The sequence below is a fragment of the Microbacterium sp. NPDC058021 genome (assembly GCF_042885955.1).
Lineage (GTDB): Bacteria > Actinomycetota > Actinomycetes > Actinomycetales > Microbacteriaceae > Microbacterium.
This window is the reverse complement of the sequence record NZ_JBHVRF010000002.1, coordinates 604,980-628,004: the sequence shown is the minus strand read 5'-3', so window position 1 is coordinate 628,004 and position 23,025 is coordinate 604,980. Positions and strand designations below refer to the sequence as shown.

The following is a 23,025-nucleotide window of genomic DNA, read 5'->3' as shown; positions in this document are numbered from 1 at the left end:
ATCCCCCATCATCACAAGCCCACCAGCACGGCGATCCCCGCCACGCACACCGCGAGCACCACCACGCTCCCCACGATCGCGATCGCCGTCACCACACCGCGCCGACGCCGCGGGCGCGCCACCGGCCGGGCGGGTGCGGCAGGCGTCGTGCTCGGCGGTTCGGCGCGCACGACGGGTGCGACCTCGATATGACGGATGCCGTACGCCTGCCGTCCCACGTCCGCGCCCGGGTCGTGCGCCGCGCGGCTGCCGGCCGGAGTCTCGACCGCGGCGGGCAGGTCGGCGGCCGCGCGGGCGGCGGGCGACGGACCTGCGGCACGCTCGGCCAACTGCGTCGGCTCCTCCGCGTCGGCCTCGTGCGCGCGATCGGCCACCGGATCGGCCGGGCCGGTGCGACGCGGGCCGGGCTGCTCGTCCTCGCCCTTGCTGCGGAGCGGATCGCGGTGGCGGCGCCCGGCGAGCCGCGTCGGCTCGGCGTCATCGGGAGACGGCTCGGCGGCTGGGGAAGCGGGGCGCGGCACGGCGCGCGCGGCGAGCACGGTCTTGTCGTCGGGTTCGGCCGCGCCGGCAGCCTCGGCCTCGGTGCGGCGGCGCGCCGCGAACCGTGTGGCCTCGGCGTCGTCGTCCTCGTCGGCAGGTCCCGCGGACGCGTCGTCGGCGCGCGGTGCGAGCGCCGGGATGTCGAGGTGGGTCATCGGCAGGTGCAGGTCCTGCTCGATGCGCTGCAGCCCGCGCGCGAATTCCGCGGCGCTCTGAGAGCGCCGGTCGGGATCCTTCGCCAGGGCGGTGAGGATCAGCCGCTCCAGCGCAGGCGGCACGTCGTCGCGGCCGATCGGCGGGGCGGGCTCGGTGAGCACGCGGGTGACGAGACCGGTGAGGTCGGCGGGGGCCGCCGCACCCTCGAACGGCGTACGGCCGGCGAGCACGGTGTAGGCGGTCGCGGCGAGCGCGTAGACGTCGGAGCGCGCATCGAAGCCGCGACCGCTGACCACTTCGGGAGCGGCCCACGGCACCGAGATCCCTGCGGCATCCGCCGACGCGCCGTAGATCGACGACAGCCCGAAGTCGGTCAGGGCCGGCCAGCCGTAGTCGGTGGTCAGGACGTTCCCCGGCTTGATGTCGCGATGCAGGATGCCGGCGCGGTGCGCGGTCTCCACAGCGCCGCACAGCCGCACCAGGGTCTGCAGGAGCTCGGGGACGGTGACCACCCGGGCCGCGTACGTCTCGGCGAGCGTCGGGCGGGAGCAGTACTCCATCACGAGGTACGGCCGCCCGTTGTCGGCGACGGCGGCATGGTGGATCGTCACGATCGACGGATGCGACGACAGCGCCGCCATGAGGTTGGCTTCGCTCTCGAAACGCGCGCGGGCGGCGCGGTCGTCGACGGGCTCGTGCATGATCTTCACCGCGACCAGGCGCCGCGGCAGATGCTGTGCGTACAGGAACACGTCGGCGAAGCCGCCGGAGCCGAGCGGACGCTCGAGGGTGAAGCCGGGCAGCTCGACCGGTCCGTAGCGCGCGGTCACGGGAGCCCCGCGAAGGTGAGGCGGCTGCCGGTGCCGAGATCGGCGACCGCGCCGTCGGTGACCAGCACCGTCTCGCCGGGACGGATGCGGCGCGGGCCCGTCCCCACCGCGGTGAACACGGTGCCGTTGGTGGAGCCGAGGTCCTCCAGCAGCACCTGCCAGCCCTCGGTGCGGATGCGCACGTGCGTGCGGGAGACGTCGCGGTCGTCGATCTCGACGAGGGTGGGGATCCCGTCGCCGTCGGTGCGATCGGCGCGGGGGCTGCGGCCGATGAGCAGCGTTCCGCTGAGGGCGATGACCCGCCCGTCCGGCAGCACCACGGTGCCGAGGTCGGGGCTGGGCACTCGCGCGACGGCCGCGCCCGACAGCGACGCGCCGCACCGGGTGCACACATCGCGCTCCAGCGGGTTGGGGTGTCCGGCGACGCAGACGATGCCGCTGACGGCGGCGGGCGGCTCCTCGAGCGGCACGCGATCGGTCGGTGCCTGCTCGAGGTCATCGTCCGGTGGGCGCACCGCGGCGGCCTCGACGCCGAAGTGGATGGTCGCGCCGAACAGATCGTCGTAGCGTCCCGTGGCCGGCGCGGATTCGAGCGCGGCGACCAGGCCCGGCATGAGCTCGGGCGCCTGCTCGAAGAGGGTGTCGGAGAACTCCAGCGTCAGCCCGGGGTCGGCCGCCGCAGGCGCGACGCGGCAGGTCAGCTGCGACACCGCGAGCGGGCCGGGCGCAGCGGCGCGGTGCGTGCCGGCGGCGACCCCGGCGTCGACGGCGAACGATGCGACGCCGCCCAGGTGGAACTCCTGCCAGGTGCGCAGCCCCTCGCCGGTCAGCTCGGTCGTGCGGCCGTCGTCATGCTGCACGGTGACCCGCACCCCACCGCGGACGACCCCGGTCAGCCCGGCGCCGTCGAGCTGCCCCACGAACAGGTCGGGGGCGGCGGCCAGGCCCGCGCGCAGCACGACGTCCAGCGCCGTCTCCCACGTGTCCTCCGGCCGGGCGGCCGCGAGCACCGTGCGCGCCGTGGGCGCTGCCTGGGGGCCGGCGAACAGCAGCGCGAGCCGGCCGGTGAGGATCGCCGGCAGGTCGCCCGCGGCGTAGGACCACTCAGCCACGGCGCGCCCTCGTGCGGGCCGACCGCAGGGTGGCCACCTCGATCGTCGCCGACGCGCTGGAGCCGCCCAGACCGCCGGTGGTGTCGTCCTGGCGCGGGCTGATACCCCCGGCGACGACGTCGACCACGATGGCGGTGATGTTGTCCCTGCCGCCGTTGCCGATCGCCTGCGTCACGAGCGCCGCGGCGGTACCCGAAGGGGCGCCGCCGAGGGTCAGACCGGCGCGGATCGCCTCGTCGGTGAGCTCTCCCGACAGGCCGTCGGAGCACACCAGCAGACGTTCACCGGTGACGATGGGCAGCAGCCAGTAGTCGGCGCGACTGCGTTCTTCGCCGATGGCGCGCGTGATGACGTTGCGCCCCCGGTAGCTCGACATCTGGTCGCGCGCGAGCTTGCCCTCGTCCACCAGCTCCTGGGCGACCGAGTGATCGACCGTGAGCTGTTCGAGGTGGTGCGTCAGCAGCCGGTAGACGCGCGAATCGCCCACGTTGACCACGAGCCAGCGCGGCAGGCCGTCCTGGCGGACGGCGACGACCCCGGTGAGCGTGGAGCCCGCGCCTCGCGCGGTGCCCGCCGCGATGGCCGACACGGCGGTGTGCGCGCGTTCCACCGCACCCGCGACCTCCTCGGGGGCGAGGTCGTCGCGTCCGACCAGCGCGCGGAACACATCGATGATCGCGGCGCTGGCACGGTCGCCGGCGTCATGGCCGCCCATGCCGTCGGCGACGATGTACACCGGGTGCTCGGCCAGCAGCGCGTCCTCGTTCACCGCGCGCCGCAGCCCGGGGTCGGTGCGCGCGCCGCTGGTGACCACCAGCGTCGCGGAGAGGGGTGGCGCCGTCATCAGGCGTCTGCGCGCAGCTCGAGCCGGGCGTCGCCGAGGAAGAACGCCCCCGACACTTCGGCGGTGCCCTCCACCTCGCGCTCGTCCTGGAGGAACACGCCGTTGGTGGAGGAGAGGTCGATGACCACCCAGCCGTCGCCGCGGCGCTCGAGCGCCGCGTGGGTCTTCGATACGGTGCGGGTGGCGTCGTCGATCGCGATGACCTGCGCTCCCGCGTGGGTGCCGGTCGCGACGGGGTTGCGGCCGAGCACCGCGACATCGCCGCTGAGCGGCACGCTCGCGCCGCCGGGGAGCAGGAGCGACCAGCCGCCCTGGCGACGGGCAGCGAGCACCGTGCGCTCGTCGAGGTCGTCGGCCACGGCGTCGCGTCGCGCGGCCGCGACGGGCGCCACCGCCGGTGCCGGGGAGGCGACGGCGGGTACGGGGGCGGCGATGACCGGTGCCGCAGCGGCCACGGGCGCCGCCGACGCGACCGGTGCGGGCACGGCGGATGCCGGTGCGGGCACCGACACGGGTGCGGCGGGAGCCGCTGCGGGGGCGGCCGCCGGTGCCGCGCCGGGCGGCGGCGGCGGGGCCCACGGGTTGCCGCCCACGGGCGGCGGCGGGGGCGGTACGGCCGTGGCGGGGGCGCCCGTCGCGGCGACAGCGCCGGGGAAGGATGCCGCGGGGAGCGGGGCGGACGCCATCTGCATGTCGCCGTCGGGCGAAGGGGAGACGGCGCCGAGGGTGAACGGGCTCGCCGCCGGCGGCGGCGGCGGTGCCGTGAGGCTCGGCTGTGCGACCTTGGGCGGCAGGCCCAGCCAGCGCGCCGACCCCCAGCCGACGATGCTCACCCACACCGGGAAGAGCAGGATGCCCAGGACCGTGTAGCCGCCGCCGAGACCGAAGCCGCGGTTGACCGCCAGCAGCATCCGGATCTGCAGGATCAGCACGCCCACCCCGTACACGACCCAGATGAGCGCGGGCACGAGCACCGCACCGATCACGGCGGCACCGGCGGCACCGGCCTGGCCCTCGCCGCCGGCGCCGAGCGCTGCACCGGCGAAGAGCGCGGCCACGACGACGCTTGCCACGCCCGCGACCAGACCTCCGACGGCGAGCACGACGGCCCACCACCCGGCCATGCCGCCGAGGGTGAACAGAGTCCACACGTTGACGACGGGGACCCACGCCTTCCATGCGGGCCGGCCGGCTTTGCGGAAGAGGGCGGTCAACGCGAGCGACAGCCACACGTAGACACCGACCGCGACCACGAGTTGGAGGATCCACACGATCAGCGGTGTCTGCGCCCCCATCCCGCCGCCGTAGTAGGCGAGCACCCATGTCGCGGCTTCCGCCGTCGTCCCCACCAGGCCCGTCATCGGTTCTCCTCCGTCTCGTGTGGAATGCGCTCTCCGATCGTGGGGGAGCGCATCGCCCTGGACACCCTAGCGGCGATCACGCCCGGGCCTCGTCGTTGTCCGTCGCCTCGCGGGCGTGCGCCGCGAACGTGCGAACGACCGCAGCGACAGCCGCGCCCGCAGCCGCGCCCACCAGCCCGCTTCGCCCGCGAACCGCTGCCGTTCCTCGTCGACGATCTCCCAGAAGCGCGCGCTGTCGTCGGCCGTGGGCTCCGCCACGTCGAACACCGAGCGGTCGGTCCACTCGGCCAGGAGTGCGCCGCGATCACCGCCCGCCTCGCTCGCGTAGCCGGCGGCCAGTTCGGAGCGCGTCTGCGTGCGCGGCGCCGGATAGCCGTGGTCCACGGCGGTGTCGACGTACTCGTCCCAGCCGCCGGTGAACCGGTCGACCGCGTCGGGGGAGCCCCGCCTGGTACGGCGGCGGAGTGCCTTGAGGAGCACCACCAGCAGGAACGGTCCCACCAGCACGACGAGGCCGAGCAGGCTGATGCCGGCGATGCGCAGCGCCGTCCACAGCGCGGACAGGTCGGTCTCGGTCGTGGTGTCGTCTTCGTCGCGTTCCCCGCTGTCGGCGGGGTTGGCCTCGGCGGGGAGCACCGGCTCTGCCACCTCCTGGCGCACCTCGGTCGGGTTCTGCGGGTCCCGTCGCTGCTCGAGGTCGGGGCGCATCCCCACCTCGTGCTGCGGCGTCACATCGACCGGCACCCAGAGTCCGGAGGCATCCTGCACCTCGATCCACGCCGACATGTTCGCGCCGCGGCACTCGCCGGCGACGCACGCGGGCACGGCGCCGGTGTCGCCGGCATCCACGAGCCGCGCCCCCAGGACGATCCGCGAGGCGAACCCCAGCTGGTCTGCGATCATCGTCGCGGCGACCGCGAACTGCTCATCGTCGCCGACGCCGGCCACGAGCGCGGCGTCGTCGTCACCGCCCATCTCGTTCTGCCGGTCCAGCAGCGCCGTGAACAGCCGGTCGATGCGGTCGGTGGAGTGGCCGGCGCGGCTCGGTTCGAAGGCGTAGTCGCCGAGCGCCGTGGTCCATTGCGCGGGCTGTTCGGCGTCGACCGCGAGCGCGTGACTGAGGAAGCCACGCGCGCGCAGCCGATCGATGAGCACCTGCAGGCCCTCGCCGCCGGTGGGAGCCTCCTGCGCGGCGATCCAGTCGGTCACGCTCTCGGGGACGATGGTCGCAGGCAGCTGCGGGGTGTCGCGGCCGGGGGTGAGCTCGGCCAGCGGCGGAGCCTCGCCTTCGACGGCGCCCCGCTGACGGTAGACCGTGCCCGGCACGAGGCCCGGCTCGGGCAGGGCGATGCCCATGCGCGTCTCGGCGTTGTAGAAGAATCCGTCGGCGCGGTCGCCGCTGCCACCGCCTTCGAAGACGATCGAGGTGAGGGAGCCGACGGTGGGCACCCAGATCCCCTCGTACGCTCCGACGGTGACCTCGGCGGTGCTGGGGGTCGTGTCCGGCGGCGCGGGCAGCGATGCTGGCACGCGCACGAACGCCGTCGTCTGGTCGGCGACCCCGGCGGCGGGGTCGATGGCCCGAGCCACCTGGCCGTCGAAGAACGACAGCGTCGCCAGGCGCACCCGGTCGGCGCCTTCGGCACCCTCGACGGTGAACAGCACGGTGTCGAACTGCTCGTCGGTGAAGAACTGTCGGTACTGCGACAGCGGGCTGAGCTGGCCGGCCAGTTCGATGCGCGGGTCGATGCCCGCCCGCAGCACATCGCGCGGCTGGCCGGCGATCGCCCACGGCGCGATCAGCGCGCCGGCGGTCAGCGCCAGGACGATCATGCCCGACGCGATGCCCACGCGTCCGGCCACGGCCGATCCGGTGCGGCCGGTCGTCCGCACGCCGCTGGCGACCTCCGCCGAGCGCAGCGCCCGCCGGCGCCGGTGAACCGTGCGCCAGACGGTGAACGTGAGCGCGAGCAGGATCGCCGCGGCGCCCACGAAGACTTCCAGCGCACCGGGCACGCGCACCCCGCCGATCACCGGCGCGCTCAGCGAACGGGCGCCGAACAGCACGCCGAAGGCGGTCAGCACGAGTCCGAGCGGCGCAGACAGCACCCACAGCTGCGTCGCGCGCCAGGCGAGGGACAGGGCGGCTGTGGGGATGCCGAGGAAGAGCAGGAGCGCCGGGGCGAGGGTCGTCTGGTAGCTGCCGAGGGGGAGTTCGAGGGTGAGCAGGTCCTTCCACCCGGTGATCGGCGCCGTGACGACGCCCAGCAGCGCCGGCAGCAGCGCGTCGAGGCGGGTGAGGGAGGCGGGGGAGGCCAGAGGGACGCCCACGACGAGGTAGGTGCCCATCGCGGCCAGGGCCACCCACCACCCCGACCAGCGCCAGCGGAGCCCCGCGCACGCGATGAGGTGGGCGAGGACGAGTGCCGCGGCCACCACGACGACGAATGCCGAGTCGCGGTAGATCGGCCAGACCGCCACCGCCCCCACGACGAACAGCGCGTCCAGTACGACGGCGTTGATGATGAGGAATCCGACGGACACCGTCGAGGTGCGGCCGCGGGAGCGCCGGCGCAGCGACGGGGTGGCGTTCACGACTGCGCTCCGCGGGCGAGCAGCTGGCGCAGGTCGTCGAGCAGCCCGATCGAGATGACCGAGATCGTGCCGAGGCGGCGGAAGCCGGGTTCGGCTTCGGGGTTGCAGACGACGGCGACGACGGCGACCTCGGCGGGGAACGCCAGGGCGGCGGCCTGCAGCGAGCGGGCGGTCTGCGCCGACCCGCACACCAGGAAGGCGATGGACGCGTCGGGGTGGGTCTCGCGCGCGAGGGAGGTGACACCGGTGAGGGGGGCCACGAGCGCGGTGCGCTCGACCCCGGCCAGATCGTCCAGGAGCGTCCGCGTGCTCACGGTGGCCAGTTCACGGATCGTGCGCACGGTGCTGCGGGCGAACTCGGGCACTTCGCCGCCGACGACCACATCGACGTCCCGCCCATCGCGGATGCCGCGGATGCCGATGGATCCGGCGGCGCTCACGGCGAGCTCGAACTCGTCGTCGCTGCCGTACTCGCCCTCGGCGAGGGCGAGCGCGATCACCATGCGCGAGCGCCGGGTCTCCTCATACTGGCGCACCATGAGCGTGCCGGTCTTGGCCGTCGACTTCCAGTGGATCTGCCGCTGCGCGTCGCCGGGGACGTACGGACGGATCGCGTGGAACGAGATGTCGGCGTCGACGATGGTGCGCGAGGCCGACCCCTCCAGGTCCCGGATGAAACCGGTGCTGGTGCTGCGCAGGGTGGTCGTGACGGGGTGCACGTACAGCGTGTGCGTGTCGTCCCACGTCGCTTCGCGCTTGAGGATGCCGAGGGGGTCGCCGCGCACGGTGTGGGCGGGGCCGACCGTGATGACGCCGCGGCGGTGGGTCGGCACGAGCACCTCCTGCACGTGCGTGTGGCCGCTGCGGAGGATCGGCACGTACACGTCGACGAGGCCTTCGCCCACGGGCACGTCGATGCGACCGGGCAGGGCGATGCCGCGACCGATGTTGGTGACCCGCAGCGTGCCGTGCACCTGGGTGCCGGCGACGACGCGGTCGTGGTCGAGGCCGAGGTCCACGTCGTACGACCGCGCGCTGAACAGGAACGGCACCGACAGCACCAGCAGCGCCGCCGCGATCACCCCGGCGACGGCGAATTCGAGCCAGCCGAACGTGATTCCGAGAGCGAGCCCCACCGCCGCGGCTGCGAGCAGCAGCCACCCCGCCACCGTGACGGTGCCCGCCACCGCGCGCCACGCCGTGACGACGGTCTGCCGCGCCCGGCGCCAGGCGCGCTCACCGCGCACCGCCAGCACCGTCGTCGAGCGTGCGGTGGCGTACCGGGTGTGCGCGTGGGCGGTGCCGGTCGACTCGGCGGTGCGGGTGAGGCGGGACTCGGACGGAATGGTCACACGGCATCCCGCTGGCTGGGGGGCATGGTGTCGAGCATCACCTGACCGATCACCGCTCCCGCCGTCACCCCGTCGAACTCCGCCTCGGGGTCGAGGATCAGGCGGTGGGCGAGCACCGACTCGGCGAGGGCCTTCACATCGTCGGGGGTCACGTACCCGCGTCCATGCGCGACGGCCCACGTCTTCGACGCCTTCGTCAGCGCGATGGCGCCGCGCACGCTCACACCCAGGCGCACCTCGGTGGCAAGACGGGTGGCCTCCACGATGCGGGCGATGTAGTCCAGCACGAGCGGGTTGAGGTACACGTCGCGGGCGACGTCGGCCATGCTCACCACCCCCTGCGGGGTGATGACGGGCTCCACCTCCCGGCGCACCGTGCCGGTGCCCTCGAGGATGCGCACGGTGGAGGCGTGGTCGGGGTAGCCCAGCGACGTCTTCAGCAGGAAGCGGTCCAGCTGCGCCTCGGGGAGGCGATACGTGCCCGCCTGCTCGACGGGGTTCTGCGTCGCGACGACGAGGAACGGCACGCCGACGGGGCGGGTGACGCCGTCGACGGTGACGTGTCCCTCTTCCATGACCTCCAGCAGCGCCGACTGCGTCTTGGGGGACGCGCGGTTGATCTCGTCCGCGAGCAGGATGTTGGCGAAGACCGGGCCCTGGTGGAACTCGAACTCCCCCCGCCGCTGGTCGTAGACGGTGATGCCGGTGACGTCGCCGGGGAGCAGGTCGGGGGTGAACTGGATGCGCGTGCTCGTGCCCTGCACGCTCTGCCCCATGGCGCGGGCGAGCGAGGTCTTGCCGGTGCCGGGGAAGTCCTCCAGCAGGAGATGCCCTTCGGAGATCATCGCGGTGAACGCCAGCTCGATCACGTGACGCTTGCCCAGCACGACCTGCTCGACGTTGTCGACGAGCTGGGCGAACGTCTCCTGGAACCAGGCGGTCTGCTCGGCGGTGATGGTCATGGGGTCCTCTCGAGGGGGTGGGGAGCGTCGGGCGCCGGTCAGGGGGTGGTCTCGCCCGGCGGCGGCGGAGGCGGCACCGGGGCGGGCGCCGGCGGCGCGGGAGGCGGATCACAGGTGAGTGTGTGGGTGGCGCCGTCCAGCCCGGTGAGCGCGCCGCGCCACGTCAGGGCGTACGTGTGGGTGTCGACGTCGGCGGCATCCGTCGTCGTCGTCACGGTCACGACGTAGTCTCCCGTGCCCGACGCTTCGACCGTCGCGCCCGGCGCGGGCTCGCCGCTGAGGCACGTCGTGGGGAAGCTCGCCCGCGCCGTGTACGCGGCGCCCGTGGGCGTGATGTCGACGCCGGGCGCGCTGCAGCCGAAGAGTCCGATGCAGGCGAATGCCTGGATGGGCCCTGGGTTGCTCCCCAGCGTGAACAGCGCGCGGAAGTCCGTGGTGTCGGTGGAGCCTGCGCGATAGCGGAGTTCGAACGCCCGGTCGACCGTGAGGTCGGGAACGCTCGTGAACCGGTCCCACGTGTAGGTGCTCCCGCTGACGGTGGGCGCCGCGGCGATCGAGTACTGCGTGCGCCCTGTCGGCGCCGAGATGCCGGAGATCGGCGTGGCCACCCCGGTCGCCTCGGTGCCACCGAATCGCACCCCGTCGCGCACGGTGACGGCGCAGGCGGTCACGGTGACGGGACGCCACAGGTCCTGGCGCTCGAAGACCTGCGTCGCCGTGCCGCCACCGGCGCCGACCCCCTGCGTGGGAGTGCAGCGGCCGCCCGTGGTGAACCCCACGAGGATGTCGCTGCCGACACCGTTGGCGGTGAGTCGCGCGGACGCGGTCACGGTGCGCTCGCCGTCGGTGGACCCGACGACCGTCAGGTCCAGCCCCGGTGAGCCGATGCCGTACGCCTGGAACGAGTACGAGCCGCCGGTCTGCGAACCACCGGGGATCGACGGCAGCTCGAAGCGGGTGAGAGGTGTCGCGGTGAGTGTGGTGGGGGCGTTGGAGCCGATGACGTAGTCGCGGAACGTCGCGGTGCCGCCGAGCACCGGGGCGGTGACCTCGCCCCCCGTGCCGCCGGTGAGGCGGACGGAGCCGGCCGACCCGTCGATGCCGGTCACCGTGATCGTGGCGACACCGCCGTCGGTGCCGTTGGGGGTCGGCGTGAACGTGGCGCCGGTGGGAGCGGCGGGGGAGCGGTACGCCCAGGCCGTGGTGCCCACTGCGCCGCGGGATTCGCCGACGGCGTTGAACGCGCGCGCCTCGTAGGCGATGTGCTCGCCCGTGGGCGCCTCGATCGCGGGGCACTCGCCCGACGCCGAGCACGTCGCGACCACGCGGCCGCCGGTCGTGATGCGGTAGCCCTCGACGGCGGGGTAGGACGCGGCATCCGAGATGACGCGCAGGGTCACGCTCGTCGCGGTGAAGCCGGTCCAGTTCAGCCGTGCGGGATTGGCGGGCAGGCCCTGCAGATCGAGGATCACCTGGCCGTTGCGGTCGCCGCTGGACTGACGTCCCTGCGCGTCCTGCACGACGAACGAACCCGTGCAGTCAGCCGCGCCGGCGGCATCGGCCGCCCACGTGGCGCGCACCGCGGTGTCGCCGGCGCGGGTGAAGCTCACTCCGGCGCAGTTGCCCGGGCCCGTCGCCGAGACGAGCGTCAGCGGCGTCCGCGGCAGCGGGTTGACCTCGCCCGCCGCGCCGATGACGGGGATCGTGCACGAGGTGGCGCCGCCGGTCTGCGAGCAGCGCTGCACGGCGCTGCCGCCCTTGGGCAGCGTCGAGGGCGCCGGGCCCACGGTGAGGATGAGGCTGGCCGCCGGCGTATCGCGGTGGCTCGGCAGGGTCACGGTGACGGATTCCTCGCGACCGGGGCGCGCGGTGTCGTTCGCAGCGATCGAGACGCGCGAGCCCTCCTGCGTCACGACGAACTGGTCGCCCCGGTAGGCCGCGGCGTACTGCACCGCATCCCAGTCCTCTTTGCCCGTCCAGCCGACCATGTCGCGCAGGTCGTACTCGACGGTGGCTCCCGGGCTCACCCCGATCGAGGCGCTGCGCAGCACCGGCTGCGGGATCTCCGCCTCCACATCGATGCGCACCGTGAGGAAGGTGTACTCGTCCTGGATCTCGAGCTTCACCGGCACGACGCAGGTGTCGGTCCAGGGGGCGCCGGTGCCGGCGGAGTAGCGGATCGTGGTGCCGGAGGTGAGGGTGCAGGATGCCTCTGCGCGGGCGCCGCCGGCGCGCACGGCGCTGCCCACGACGAGCTGCTGGCCGGCGGGCACGGCGACGGCCTGGGCCAGGTCCAGTTCGACCTGCTCCTTCTCGCGCACGTCCAGCGACGACATCGAGCTGCGCAGGCTCAGCCGCACATCGCGGTCGCCCGGGACGCGGAGGAACCCGTAGGAGCTCACCTCGGTGCCGTCGAACGCGGTGCCGGAGACCTCGAACGGGATGAGCAGCGTCTCGTCGGGGATCGCCCCGGAGATCTCCCAGCCGTCGACCTCGATGCCGGGGTGCGACCCCCACAGCGACAGTTTCAGACCCGAGACGTCGCCGGCGTTCCACGAGACCTTGCCGCTGAGCACGTCCACGCCGCGGGGGAACGCCTCGCGCGTCTCGATCGTCAGGGCGGTGTCGCGCACGATCGGGTAATCGGGCACCGGTGCCCGCACCACCTTCACCACGATGAGGCCCATCGCGGTGTCGCCGGCGTCGTTGCGCACCGTGTACGTGTACGAGTACGTCCCCAGCTCGCTGCCGGCGCGCACGGTGACCTGGTCGTCGTCGATGGGGCCGAGCCGGGACTGCAGCGCGGCGAACTCGTCCGAGTCGCGCGGGGCGTTGGGCTCCACCGACACCAACTCCAGTTCACCGCCGCCGGGGTCCACGTCGTTGTCGCCCGGGCGCACGACGGCCTCGGCGGTCTCGCCCGCCTGGATCTGGATGTAGTCGCTGTAGGTGACCGGGCTCGGGTCGGACTGGGTGTCGAGCACGCCGACGCGCACTTCGGCGACACCGGTGGCCCCCTGCGCATCGCGCACCTGGTAGCCGAAGCGCACCTGGCCGCTGAAGGCCGCGGGGCTGGTGTAGACGATCGCGTCGCCCTCGGCGGAGATCGTCGCCGAGCCCTGCTCGGGCTGCGTGGTGATGCTGTCCAGCAGGACGGCATCGCCGTCGGGATCGACCTCGAACGAGGAGAACGGGATGCGCACCGTCGCACCGCTGAGCACGCGACCCTCCAGGGTGCGCGGGACCGGCGCCTGGTTGGTGTCGTCGCCGACGACGGTGACCACCACCCGGGCGGAGTCGACGACGTCGGGGAAACCGAGACGGAAGATGGTGTACCCGAGGCCGTAGACGCCCGGTTCACGGGGCGCGAGGTAGCGCAGCACCCGGCTCGAGGCGAACGCGAGCCCCGCACCGCTCTCGTTGACGACGCGGGAGGGGTCCACCGCGATCAGCGCGCCGGCGGGGGCGCTGTCGTTGGCGAGCACGGGGATGTCGATCTGCGCCCCGGCGCGCACCGTGACGGCGTCGTCGACGGCGATCGGCGGGTCGGCGCTGGGGGACGGGAGCAGGATGACCGTCAGTTCGCCCTGCGCGCTGGTGCGGGCCGAGCCCGTGCCGTCCGACACGGTGTAGCGCACCACTCCGAGCCGGCCGGGCTGCCCGTCGTCGGTCGAGCCGCTGACGCGCAGCATGCTCTGGCCGACCAGATCGACGCTGAGCGAGGCGAGCGCGTCGCTCTGCGGGCGGATGTCGCTGACCAGCAGCACGAGACCTGCCGGGTTGGTGACGGCGGGGAAGACGTCGACCGTGGCATCCTCGTTGGGCCGCACGAAGGCCGTCAGCGGCGGCGTCGAGATCGTCGCCGCGTCGGGGGACGTCATCGTCACCCGCACGGTGCCGCTCACTTCGCCGCGGTCATCGCGCACGGTGTACTGCACGAGGTAGGACCCGGGTTCGTTCGCGCTGAACACCATGTTCAGCCCCGTCGCGTTGGCGGTCACGGTGGAGCGTGCCTCGTCCAGGACGACGGCCTTGCTGAGGGTGAGGACCCCGGTCGACCCGGTGACGTACGGGGCGATGTCCACCGCGACCGGTTCGCCGACCACGCCGACGATGGCGAACGACTCCGCCACGAGGTCGGGAGTGGGGGTGACGGCGATGCTCAGCGGGCGTTCGGCCGTGGCGCCGCGCGCGTCGGAGACGGTGATCCCGAGCGTCACGGTGACGGCCTCGGCGGCGTTCGGATCCGGATGCTGGTAGGTGACGGTGCCGTTCGGGGCTGCCGTGACGGCACCTCCCGTGGCCGGGTCGTTGACCGCGCCGGCGAGGTAGATCGGGTCTCCCTCCGGATCGACCCACCCGTCGAGCACGTCCACGCTCACGGTGCCACCGGGTGCGACGGTCGGGGACGGCCAGGTGGCCAGGCATCCGTCGACCCCGCACCACACCGGAGCGGTGTTCTGCGTGTCGGGGACGGCGGTGATGGTGACGGTGGCGGCATCCGACAGCAGCCCGCCGGTCGTGGTGCCGTCGGTCGCGCGGTAACGCAGGGTCGCCGAACCGCTCGCGTCGTCGGCCACCTGCAGCACCAGCTGCTGCTGCGCGCCCGCGAGCGAGACCGTGCCGAAGGCGGGATCCAGACCCTCCAGCGAGGCGGGGTCGATGCTCAGGACGTCTTCGTTGGGGTCGTGGTCGTTCAGCAGCACCGGGAGCACCGCGACCGACCCGGCGCGCACGCCGAACGCGTCGTCGACCGCGACAGGCGGCTTCGGATCCAGCACGCGCTCCGCTTCCACCTCGTTCTGCTGCTCGACCTCGGTCGGCTCCTCGAGGTCCCACGCCTGCGAGGAGGGGACCAGCTGCCCGTCGGGAACGGTCCACACCCACCCGGAGCGGCGCTCGTTGAGGGCGAGGCGTGAGCCGTTGCCCACGAAGACCGGATCCAGGCCTTCGCCGATGTCCGTGCCGGCGTAGTCCAGGTCGACGGCTTCTCCCGAGGCGCTGGACCACAGCGTGCCGCCGGCACTGCCTTCGGGCAGCCACGCGGCGAACACCGTGTCCCCGAGCACCGCCGGTGCGACGGCCGTGCCCAGCCCGGTGTCGCTGTGCACGCGCGCCGCGGTCAGCGTGTCGAGCGAGACCTGCACCAGGCCCTGCGCATCGGCGATGTAGACACCGGTGCCGCCGGTGGCGGCCTGCTGCAGCACCGCGCCGGCGCCGGTGCCGGTGGCCGCCTCCTCGGCGCGGTCTCGCACCTGCAGGCCACCGGTCGACTCGTCCAGCAGCGCCCATGTGCCGCCGACGGCGGTGAGCTGCGCGTCGGCGGGAGCGCGGGCGGTCGCGTCCTCGCCGAGGATGCGCCCCGTCGCGGCCTCGGCGCGCAGGACGCGTCCCTCGGCGGCGGAGTACGCATAGAGGATGCCGTCGGCGTCGACCGTGACCGCCGTCGCGACGAAGCGGGGGCGCTCCTGCCCCTCCTCGACGCTGACCTCCGCGTAGGGGTCGACGCTCGCGGTGCGGCCCGCGTTGGAGAGGGTCGCGCCGTACACGGCGCCGGCTTCGGTGCGGTAGGCGAGGAAGTCGCCGGCGGCCACGACCTCGGCGGTGCCGGCGGGCGTCGCCGCGAACGCGTCGTCGTCATCGGCGGTGAGGTCGGGCGGGGTGGCCATGTCGACGTCGGCGAACTGCGTGCCGCCGTCGCTGAAGACGAAGAGCCGGCTGTCGGTCTGGGCGAGGGCGCTGCCGTTCTCGACCTGCTTGACGGTGTCCAGCTCCGCCAGTTCCAGGTTCACCCGCGCGTAGCCGTTGCCCGCCCCGTTCTGCATCGCCCACACCGTGGCGTCGTCCAGCGGCGTCTGCTGGGCGTCGTAGCCGGGCCACACCACGGCGAGCGTGGCGACGACGGCGACGACGGCACTCACGGCCGCCGCGCCGAGCCAGTTGCCTCGACGCGCGCGGCGAGGTGTGGGAGTGGACATGTCAGCGCCCGCCGGTCAGCAGCAGGACGGTGGTCACCGCGCCGCCCGCGACGAGCACGGCGGCGGCGGAGGAGAGCAAGACGATGCGCGCGGAGATTCCGGTGCGCCGTCGCGGACGGGAACCGGCCAGCACCGTGCCCTCATCGCGGGCGCGACGCTGCGGCGTCGCCCGGGGAGGTCGGCGCGACACGCGCTCGACGCTCGGCCGCACCGGCCCGCGGGCGCGGTCGTCCTGGAAGTCGATCGCGGTGCCCGCCATCGCCCACTCGTCCACCGCGACGTCCAGCGCCGTGTGGGGCAGGCCCAGATCGTGCTGCACGAGCTGCAGCTCGTGGGCGAACTCGGCGGCCGTGGCGTACCGCGCGTCCGGATCCTTGCTCATCGATCGCGCGAGGGCGGACTCGAGACGGGCGGGGACGTCGGGGCGGCCGATCGGCGTGTAGGCGGCCTTGCGGATGCGCGCCTTCAGCTGGTCGCGCGAGTTCTGCCCGCTGCCGGCGCGTTCGAACGGGCTGCGCCCTGCCAGCAGGGAGTACACCGTCGCCCCGAGGCCCCAGATCTCCGCGGGGATCGAGCCGGACACCCGTTCGTCGACGATCTCCGGCGCGCTCCACGGCACGCTCATCGCGAAGACCTCATCGGTGCCGGCGCGCCCGTTCACGGCTGCGGCGATGCCGAAGTCGCTGAGCACGGGCGAGCCGAAGGCGGTGACGAGGATGTTGGAGGGCTTGATGTCGCGGTGCAGCAGCCCGGAGCGGTGCGCGGTCTCCAGTGCCGAGGCGATCTTGACCGCCACCTGCAGCACTTCGGCCACCGGCATCACCTCGCGCCGGTAGCGGTTGGTCAGCGAGGTGGGGCAGTACTCCATGACGAGGTACGGCCTGCCGTCGGCGGAGATGCTCGCCTCGTAGATGGTGAGGATCGACGGATGCGAGCTCAACCGGGCCATCACGTCGGCTTCCGCGTTGAACATGCGCAAGAGGCCCTCATCGACGATGTCCTCGAGGAGCACCTTCACCGCGACGGGGCGACGGGGCAGGTTCTGCTCGAACAGGAAGACGTCGGCGAAACCACCGGTTCCGAGCGGCCTCACATAGGTGAAACCGGCGAGCACGGGCGGGGCAGAGGGGAGCCTGTTGGCCATCCGCTCACCTCACCTACGTGGAAGTCGATGGGGGAGGGGGCATCGACGCTGGTCCCCCCGGATACCAGCAGCCTTAGAAGTTTCTAACACAGCCTCGGAAGCCTCGGAAATCACGATCCGGCCTCACTGTACGGCGTGGAATCGTGCTACATTTCCGTCCCCGATATCCAGGGTCGCCCCCTCGGTCAGCCGGGCCGTCGCCCCACCGCGCAGCAGCATGGCCGAGCCGTCGGCGTGTCGCACCACCGTGCCGTTGGTGGATTCGAGGTCGCGCACCAGCAGCTGGTCGCCGTCGAGGCGCAGTTCCACGTGGGTGCCCGACACCTCGCGTCGCGGGGACACCAGTGCGGCCAGTCGTGCCCCCGGATGCGCGGCGGGCTGCGGCGCCCGTCCGAGCACGACGGGGAGATCCAGCTCCAGCACCCGCCCGCTGTCGAGGGTCAGCACGAATCGGCGCGTGGGCTGCTGAGGTCCGCGGCGTCGCACCGTGCCGAGCTGCGTGCGGTCATCGGCGATGCCGGCGACCATCTCGGCCAGCGCGGCGCGGTCCATCGCCGTCGTCGTCAGGGGGTCGTCGTCGAGGCCGGCTGCCCACGCGGGCACGTCGGCTTCCGGTGCCGCCGGCGTGCGCTCGGGACGGGAGTCGGCGGGAGGGGACCCCCACTGCAGCCGGTCGGCGCGCACGACGCCCCGGCCGAGCGGGAGCAGCGCCCCGCCGGCCGCACCGCTGAGGGTCAGGGCGATGCTCGACACATGCTGCGCTGAGCCCTCCACCCACGTGCCCACGCCGGCGCCGTCGAGGGTGCTCGTCTCCGGACCGTGCACCCGCGCGGTGGCCGCGCCCCGCACGGCGACGCTCACCGAGCTCGTGCGTGCGTCGACCAGTTCGACCAGTGCGAAGTCGGGGAGGTGCTCGATGCCGCGACCGGCCAGCGCCGCCAGGACATCCTCGAGGGCCGCGTCGCCGCCGGAGAGGATCGTCCACAGCTCCAGGGCGAACCGGTCACCGACCTCACCGGCGAGCACGAGCAGGAAGCGGTCGGCGACCATCGCGAAGCCCGCCGCATCCGTCTCGGACGGGACGTTGTAGGTGAACACGCAACCCACCCTACGGGGGCACGGACCGGACCCGTCAGATCCACCCCGGCATCCAGTTGTGCAGGCGCCAGAAGTCGTAGGGCACGCTCATCGCCGTCACGCTCGGGTACCAGAACGCCGACATCAGCACGGCGGCGACGAGGAACACCGCGACCACGCGCCGGGCGGCGAGTCTCCGGGTCGGATCGGGCTCGTGTGGCGCGGCGATGGCCTGCAGCGCGAGGGCGAGGGCCAGCAGCAGGAACGGCAGTATGACGATCGTGTAGAACTGGAAGATCGTGCGCTCGGGGTAGAACAGCCACGGTGCGTACGTCGCCGCGATGGCCGTGAGGATGAACGCCGCCTGCCACGAGCGGGCCACGATGAAGCGGTACACGAGGAAGAGCACCGCGGCCACGCCCGCCCACCACACCAGGGGGTTCGGCATGCTGTAGACCACCGCCATGCAGCCGTTCGCTGCGGCGCATCCGGCCTCGCCGTCGGCGGTGCGTTCGGCGAACATCGACGTCGGCCGCAGCAGCAGCGGCCACTGCCAGGCGGGGCTGGCATAGCCGTGGGCGGATTCCATCCCGGCGGCCGAGGCGTACATGCCCTCGTGGTAGCGCCACAGGTTCTGCAGCGGCAGCGGGACCCACGCCCACACCCCGGTCGCCGGCGTGGCGTCCACGGCGTGGCGACCGTAGCCGCCGTCGGTGACGAGCCAGCCCGTCCACGACGCGAGGTACACCGCCGCGCCCGCGGGCACCAGGAGCAGGAACGCCGCGGCCCCCTGGCGGACGGCATCCATCGGCCATTGCCAGACGCCCAGGCGCCGCCGCGCCAGCGCGTCGGTCACGACGGCGTAGATGCCGATCGCGGCCAGCACCCACGCACCCGACCACTTCACCGCCGCTGCGGCGCCGGCGGCGGTGCCCGCAGCGACCAGCCAGGGCCGATTCCACAGCACCGGACCCCACGTGAGCGGGCCGTGGTCGCCGCGGTCGGCGACCACGGCCGCCAGGCGGTCCAGGTGCCCCCGGCGGTCGAGCAGCGCGAACCAGAACGCCAGCAGCACGAAGAGCATCAGGGGCGTGTCCAGCAGCGCCACCCGGCTCATCGAGATCGCGAGACCATCGACGGCCATGAGGCCCGAGGCGATCGCGGCGAACACGAGCGAGTCGGTGAGCGCGCGCGCCACGAAGTAGAGGACGAGCACGGCGGCGGTGCCCGCCAGGGCCACCCCGATGCGCCAGCCGACCGACGAGTCGGGTCCCAGCAGCGCCATCCCGGCGCCGATGATCCACTTCCCCAGCGGCGGATGGATCACGTAGCTGCCCACGCCCGTGAACGCGTCGGTGTCTCCCGCGGCGAAGGCGGCGTCGGCATCCTCCGGCCAGGTGGCGGGGTAGCCGAGGTTCCACTGGCTCCAGCCGTCCTTGACGTAGTACGTCTCGTCGAAGACGATCTCGTGGGGGTGGCCGAGGTTCCACAGGCGCAGGATGCCGGCGACGAACGTGATCACCAGCGGCACGATCCACCCGAGCCGGCGCCGCAGCCGATCGTCGCCGGCGATGCGGGTCGACACCCGGTCGTACCACGTCGGCACCGTGGGAAGCAGTGGCTCGGCGGTCACGCACACCACCTTATGCTGGCTCGATGATCATCCTCGCGGCGACCCCGATCGGCAATCTGGGTGACGCTTCGCGGCGCCTGGTCGAAGCGCTCGAAACGGCCACGGTGATCGCTGCGGAGGACACCCGCACGACCCAGCGCCTGCTCGCCGCGCTCGGCGTCGCCAACCGGCCTCGCCTGATCGCGCTGCACGACCACAACGAGAAGGCGCGAGCCGGGGAACTGGCCGAGCTCGCCCGCGAGCAGGACCTGCTGGTGCTCAGCGACGCCGGCATGCCCACCGTCAGCGACCCCGGGTTCGGCCTCGTGTCGGCCGCGGTCGCACTGGGCGTGACGGTCACCGCGATCCCCGGTCCCAGCGCCGTGCTGACCGCGCTGGCGGTGTCGGGGCTCCCCACCGACCGCTTCACGTTCGAGGGCTTCGCGCCGCGGAAGGCGGGGGAGCGGCGGTCGTTCTTCGGTGCGCTGGCTGCCGAGCCGCGCACGATGGTGTTCTTCGAGGCGCCGTCCCGGCTGGCGACCACCCTCGCCGCGATGGCCGAGGCCTTCGGGGCGGACCGTCCCGCTGCGGTGTGCCGCGAGCTGACGAAGCTGCACGAAGAGGTCGTCCGCGACGAGCTCGCCGCCCTCGCCACATGGGCGGCGGGCGGCGTGCGCGGGGAGATCGTCGTCGTGGTGGGCGGGGCGCCGGCGCGTGCCGCCGACCCCGAGGACGCGCTGTCGCGCGTGCTGGAGCTCGTGGCGGACGGCGTGCGGCTGAAGGATGCCGCGGGCCAGGTGGCCGCGGCATCCGGTCTCGCTTCGCGCGACCTCTACGCTGCGGCGCTCCAGGCGCGCCGGAGCGGCGGCGTCACCCCTTGACGGCGCCGGCGGTGAGACCGCCGACGATGTAGCGCTGCAGCGACAGGAACAGCACCAGCACCGGGATCGAGGCGAGCACGGCGCCGGCGGCGAACAATCCCCAGTTCGACGACAGCTGGTTCGAGACCCACTGGTACATGCCGACGGCGAGGGTCCACTGATCCTCGGAGACCAGCACGATCTTGGCGATGATGAAGTCCGCGAAGGCCGAGATGAAGGCCAGCAGCGCCACGACCGCGAGGATCGGGGTCACCAGCGGGATGATGAGGCGCCAGAAGATCTGAGCGTGGGTGGCGCCGTCGATCTTCGCCGACTCGTCGATCTCCATGGGGATCGTGTTGAAGAACCCGTACATGAGGAACGTGTTCGTTCCCAGGGCGCCGCCGAGGTAGACGCAGATGAGCGCGATCTTGGAGTTCAGTCCCAGCGCGGGGATGACCTCGCCGAGCGTCAGCAGCATGAGGAAGATCGCGACGAACGCGAGCGCCTGCGGGAACATCTGCACGATGAGGAGGGTCGTCAGGCCCACCCGGCGGCCGGAGAAGCGGAAGCGGGAGAACGCGTACGCCGCCGCCGCGCCCATGAGCACGGCACCGACGGACGAGACGCCGGCGACGATCAGGGTGTTGCCCGCCCACGCCCAGTATTTGGTGTCGGCCAGTGCCAGGTAGTTCGACAGGTCGAAGGCGCTGAACAGCGCGTTGGCCGCCGAGAGGGTGCCCCGCGGGTTGAGCGACGCCGACAGCACGTACACCAGCGGGAAGCACGCGTAGAAGATGATCGCGAGGGCGACGAGGTACTTCCACCCGACCTCGACGAACCAGCGCCGACGGTGACCCGGGCGACGCTCACCGGCGACGCGGGTGGTGGAGGGAACAGCCTGCTCGGTCGTGGTGGACATCACTGGTACTCCTCGAGCTTGCGGGTCTGTCGGAAGGCGACGGCGGAGATCGCACCGACGATGATGAAGATGATGATCGACAGGGCGCTGGCCAGGCCGTAGTCGGCGACGCCGCCCGAGATGCCGGCGATGTCGTAGATCGCCGAGATGAGGATGTCGGTCGCACCGAGCGCGTACGGCGCCCCGGGTATGGCGGGACCGCCGTTGTTGAACATGTAGATGATCGTGAAGTTGTTGAAGCTGAACGCGAAGGACGAGATCAGCAGCGGCGCGGTCGACACCAGCAGCAGCGGCAGGATGATCGAGCGGAACTGGCGGAACCGTCCCGCGCCGTCCAGGGATGCCGCCTCCAGCGTGTCCGCCGGCAGCGCCTGCAGGGCACCGGTGCACACCAGGAACCAGTACGGGTAGCTGAGCCACAGGTTCACCCACAGCACCGCGATGCGGGCGAGCCACGGGTCGCCGAGCCAGTTGATCTCGGCGCCGAAGAAGAACAGGTCGTTGATCACGCCGAACTCGGCGTTGAACATGCCGCGGAACAGCAGCGCCGACATGAAGGCGGGGAAGGCGTACGGGAGGATGAACAGCGTCCGCAGCCACTTGCGAGCGCGCACCCGTGGGTCGTTGAAGATGAGGGCGAACAGCAGGCCGACACCGAAGCTCAGCGCGACCGAGAGGATCGCGAAGGCGAAGGTCCAGCCGGCGACCATGAGCAGGGGCTGCACGAGGCGCGGCTCGGTGAACAGCCGGACGAAGTTGTCGAAGCCGACGTTGACGTACCAGCCGGTGGTGAGGGCGGTGCCGTCCTCGGCGACGAAGCTGCCGAGATCGTTCGCGGTGTACACGGTGCCGTTGGTGGTGTCGGTGATGGTCTGGGCGCTCTCGTCCCACACCAGCGTCGATTCATAGACGGCGCCCGTCGTCCCCTCGCGGGTGCGGATGGAGCCGTCGTTCGGGTCGTCGGAGACCGGGACGCGCAGGCTCTGCACCGTCTGCTGGAGGGTCGGGTCGGTGAGGAGGTCCGCGCGGGGCACGACGTTCCAGCCCGGCACCTCGGTGGCAGCCCCCGCCTGGCCGATGACGGCGTCCTCGGACTCGACGAGCGGCTCGTCGGCGTCACCGACGAAGACCTCGCCGTCGTCGACGATGGCGAAGCCGTACTCGCCGCCGCGTTCGACGATCGTGAGCGGGTAGGTGGGGGAGTCGTCGACGCGACGCTCACCCTGGATCAGCGCGGCGTTGACCGCCTGCTCCTGCGTGCCGATGTGGCCGCTGCCGTAGTTGGTGAAGGCGATGTAGGCGGTGTACACGAAGATGAACACCTGGAACAGCAGCAGGAAGATGAGCCCCGGCAGCAGGTACTTCAGCGGCAGCGCCTTCTTGGTGAAGTACACCACGTTGGCGATCACCAGCAGCAGGATCGACACCGACAGGATCAGCCACGACTCGGCGCGCACGGCGCTGATGGCCGCCATGATGCCGAAGGCGTTGACGACTGCCATCAGCAGCAGTTTGACGACGAATCCCCAGCCGATGCCGCGCCAGTTGCGGGCATGTGACTCGGACTTCGGGCTGAGGGTCTGCGGCGCCTTCGCGGCGACGTCTTCCTTCGGGACCGACATGGGCTCCTCCTGCATCAGGGACTCGCGTGTGCGAGAGGGTGCGGGGCGGGAGGGTGAC

Annotated in this window: 14 protein-coding genes; 1 reads left to right on the top strand and 13 read right to left on the bottom strand. The window is 72.7% G+C overall.

The features are described from left to right. Window positions 1–11: 11 nt before the first annotated feature. The 11 genes from ACFVR6_RS06490 to ACFVR6_RS06440 all read right to left on the bottom strand — a co-directional run bounded on the left by ACFVR6_RS06490 (window position 12) and on the right by ACFVR6_RS06440 (window position 19,584). Window positions 12–1,526: a serine/threonine-protein kinase gene (locus ACFVR6_RS06490; RefSeq protein ID WP_386960053.1), complete on the bottom strand. Its 1,515-nt coding sequence runs from the start codon at window positions 1,524–1,526 to the stop codon at window positions 12–14. Further along, entirely contained in the window at window positions 1,523–2,638 is a 1,116-nt protein-coding gene (locus ACFVR6_RS06485; protein ID WP_386960050.1) for an FHA domain-containing protein, read from the bottom strand. The genes ACFVR6_RS06490 and ACFVR6_RS06485 overlap by 4 nt, the downstream gene beginning before the upstream one ends. Continuing rightward, window positions 2,631–3,482 carry a PP2C family protein-serine/threonine phosphatase gene (locus tag ACFVR6_RS06480; protein ID WP_386960047.1) on the bottom strand — a complete coding sequence of 284 codons (852 nt, stop codon included), beginning with the start codon at window positions 3,480–3,482 and terminating at the stop codon, window positions 2,631–2,633. The genes ACFVR6_RS06485 and ACFVR6_RS06480 overlap by 8 nt, the downstream gene beginning before the upstream one ends. Next, window positions 3,482–4,843, bottom strand: a complete 1,362-nt coding sequence (locus ACFVR6_RS06475; protein WP_386960041.1) for an FHA domain-containing protein — start codon at window positions 4,841–4,843, stop codon at window positions 3,482–3,484. Before ACFVR6_RS06475 ends, ACFVR6_RS06480 begins: the two co-directional genes overlap by 1 nt. Window positions 4,844–4,909: 66 nt before the next feature. Next, the gene (locus ACFVR6_RS06470; RefSeq protein WP_386960039.1) at window positions 4,910–7,438 is read right to left on the bottom strand and encodes a transglutaminase domain-containing protein; all 2,529 of its coding nucleotides are present in this window, start codon (window positions 7,436–7,438) and stop codon (window positions 4,910–4,912) included. Beyond that, window positions 7,435–8,790: a DUF58 domain-containing protein gene (locus tag ACFVR6_RS06465; protein ID WP_386960037.1), complete on the bottom strand. Its 1,356-nt coding sequence runs from the start codon at window positions 8,788–8,790 to the stop codon at window positions 7,435–7,437. The genes ACFVR6_RS06470 and ACFVR6_RS06465 overlap by 4 nt, the downstream gene beginning before the upstream one ends. Then, window positions 8,787–9,752 (bottom strand): AAA family ATPase, encoded by a 966-nt coding sequence (locus ACFVR6_RS06460; RefSeq protein WP_386960034.1) that lies wholly within the window; start codon window positions 9,750–9,752, stop codon window positions 8,787–8,789. Before ACFVR6_RS06460 ends, ACFVR6_RS06465 begins: the two co-directional genes overlap by 4 nt. A gap of 38 nt (window positions 9,753–9,790) precedes the next feature. Further along, window positions 9,791–15,730, bottom strand: a complete 5,940-nt coding sequence (locus ACFVR6_RS06455) for an Ig-like domain-containing protein (protein ID WP_386960031.1) — start codon at window positions 15,728–15,730, stop codon at window positions 9,791–9,793. A gap of 1 nt (window position 15,731) precedes the next feature. Further along, complete coding sequence (locus ACFVR6_RS06450; protein WP_386960028.1) at window positions 15,732–16,874, bottom strand: serine/threonine-protein kinase; 1,143 nt, start codon at window positions 16,872–16,874, stop codon at window positions 15,732–15,734. 123 nt (window positions 16,875–16,997) lie between these two features. Next, the gene (locus ACFVR6_RS06445; protein ID WP_386960024.1) at window positions 16,998–17,972 is read right to left on the bottom strand and encodes an FHA domain-containing protein; all 975 of its coding nucleotides are present in this window, start codon (window positions 17,970–17,972) and stop codon (window positions 16,998–17,000) included. Window positions 17,973–18,006: 34 nt separating this feature from the next. Further along, entirely contained in the window at window positions 18,007–19,584 is a 1,578-nt protein-coding gene (locus ACFVR6_RS06440) for a dolichyl-phosphate-mannose--protein mannosyltransferase (RefSeq protein ID WP_386960021.1), read from the bottom strand. A gap of 23 nt (window positions 19,585–19,607) precedes the next feature. Between ACFVR6_RS06440 and rsmI the strand changes: the two genes are divergently transcribed. Beyond that, window positions 19,608–20,444, top strand: coding sequence for a 16S rRNA (cytidine(1402)-2'-O)-methyltransferase (rsmI, locus tag ACFVR6_RS06435; protein WP_386960019.1), 837 nt, complete (start codon window positions 19,608–19,610; stop codon window positions 20,442–20,444). Here the strand turns inward: rsmI and ACFVR6_RS06430 are convergent. Next, window positions 20,434–21,345 (bottom strand): sugar ABC transporter permease, encoded by a 912-nt coding sequence (locus ACFVR6_RS06430; protein ID WP_386960016.1) that lies wholly within the window; start codon window positions 21,343–21,345, stop codon window positions 20,434–20,436. The two genes, rsmI and ACFVR6_RS06430, sit on opposite strands and share 11 nt — an antisense overlap. After that, window positions 21,345–22,967, bottom strand: a complete 1,623-nt coding sequence (locus ACFVR6_RS06425) for an ABC transporter permease subunit (RefSeq protein ID WP_386960013.1) — start codon at window positions 22,965–22,967, stop codon at window positions 21,345–21,347. The genes ACFVR6_RS06430 and ACFVR6_RS06425 overlap by 1 nt, the downstream gene beginning before the upstream one ends. Between the last annotated feature and the right edge of the window lie 58 nt (window positions 22,968–23,025).

What these genes read in the sequence shown, in the direction of transcription:
- ACFVR6_RS06480 (WP_386960047.1), bottom strand. Translation starts at nt 3,482, where the DNA reads ATGACGGCGCCACCCCTCTCCGCGACGCTGGTGGTCACCAGCGGCGCG.
- ACFVR6_RS06475 (WP_386960041.1), bottom strand. Translation starts at nt 4,843, where the DNA reads ATGACGGGCCTGGTGGGGACGACGGCGGAAGCCGCGACATGGGTGCTC.
- ACFVR6_RS06460 (WP_386960034.1), bottom strand. Translation starts at nt 9,752, where the DNA reads ATGACCATCACCGCCGAGCAGACCGCCTGGTTCCAGGAGACGTTCGCC.
- ACFVR6_RS06455 (WP_386960031.1), bottom strand. Translation starts at nt 15,730, where the DNA reads ATGTCCACTCCCACACCTCGCCGCGCGCGTCGAGGCAACTGGCTCGGC.
- ACFVR6_RS06450 (WP_386960028.1), bottom strand. Translation starts at nt 16,874, where the DNA reads ATGGCCAACAGGCTCCCCTCTGCCCCGCCCGTGCTCGCCGGTTTCACC.
- rsmI (WP_386960019.1), top strand. Translation starts at nt 19,608, where the DNA reads ATGATCATCCTCGCGGCGACCCCGATCGGCAATCTGGGTGACGCTTCG.
- ACFVR6_RS06430 (WP_386960016.1), bottom strand. Translation starts at nt 21,345, where the DNA reads ATGTCCACCACGACCGAGCAGGCTGTTCCCTCCACCACCCGCGTCGCC.
- ACFVR6_RS06425 (WP_386960013.1), bottom strand. Translation starts at nt 22,967, where the DNA reads ATGTCGGTCCCGAAGGAAGACGTCGCCGCGAAGGCGCCGCAGACCCTC.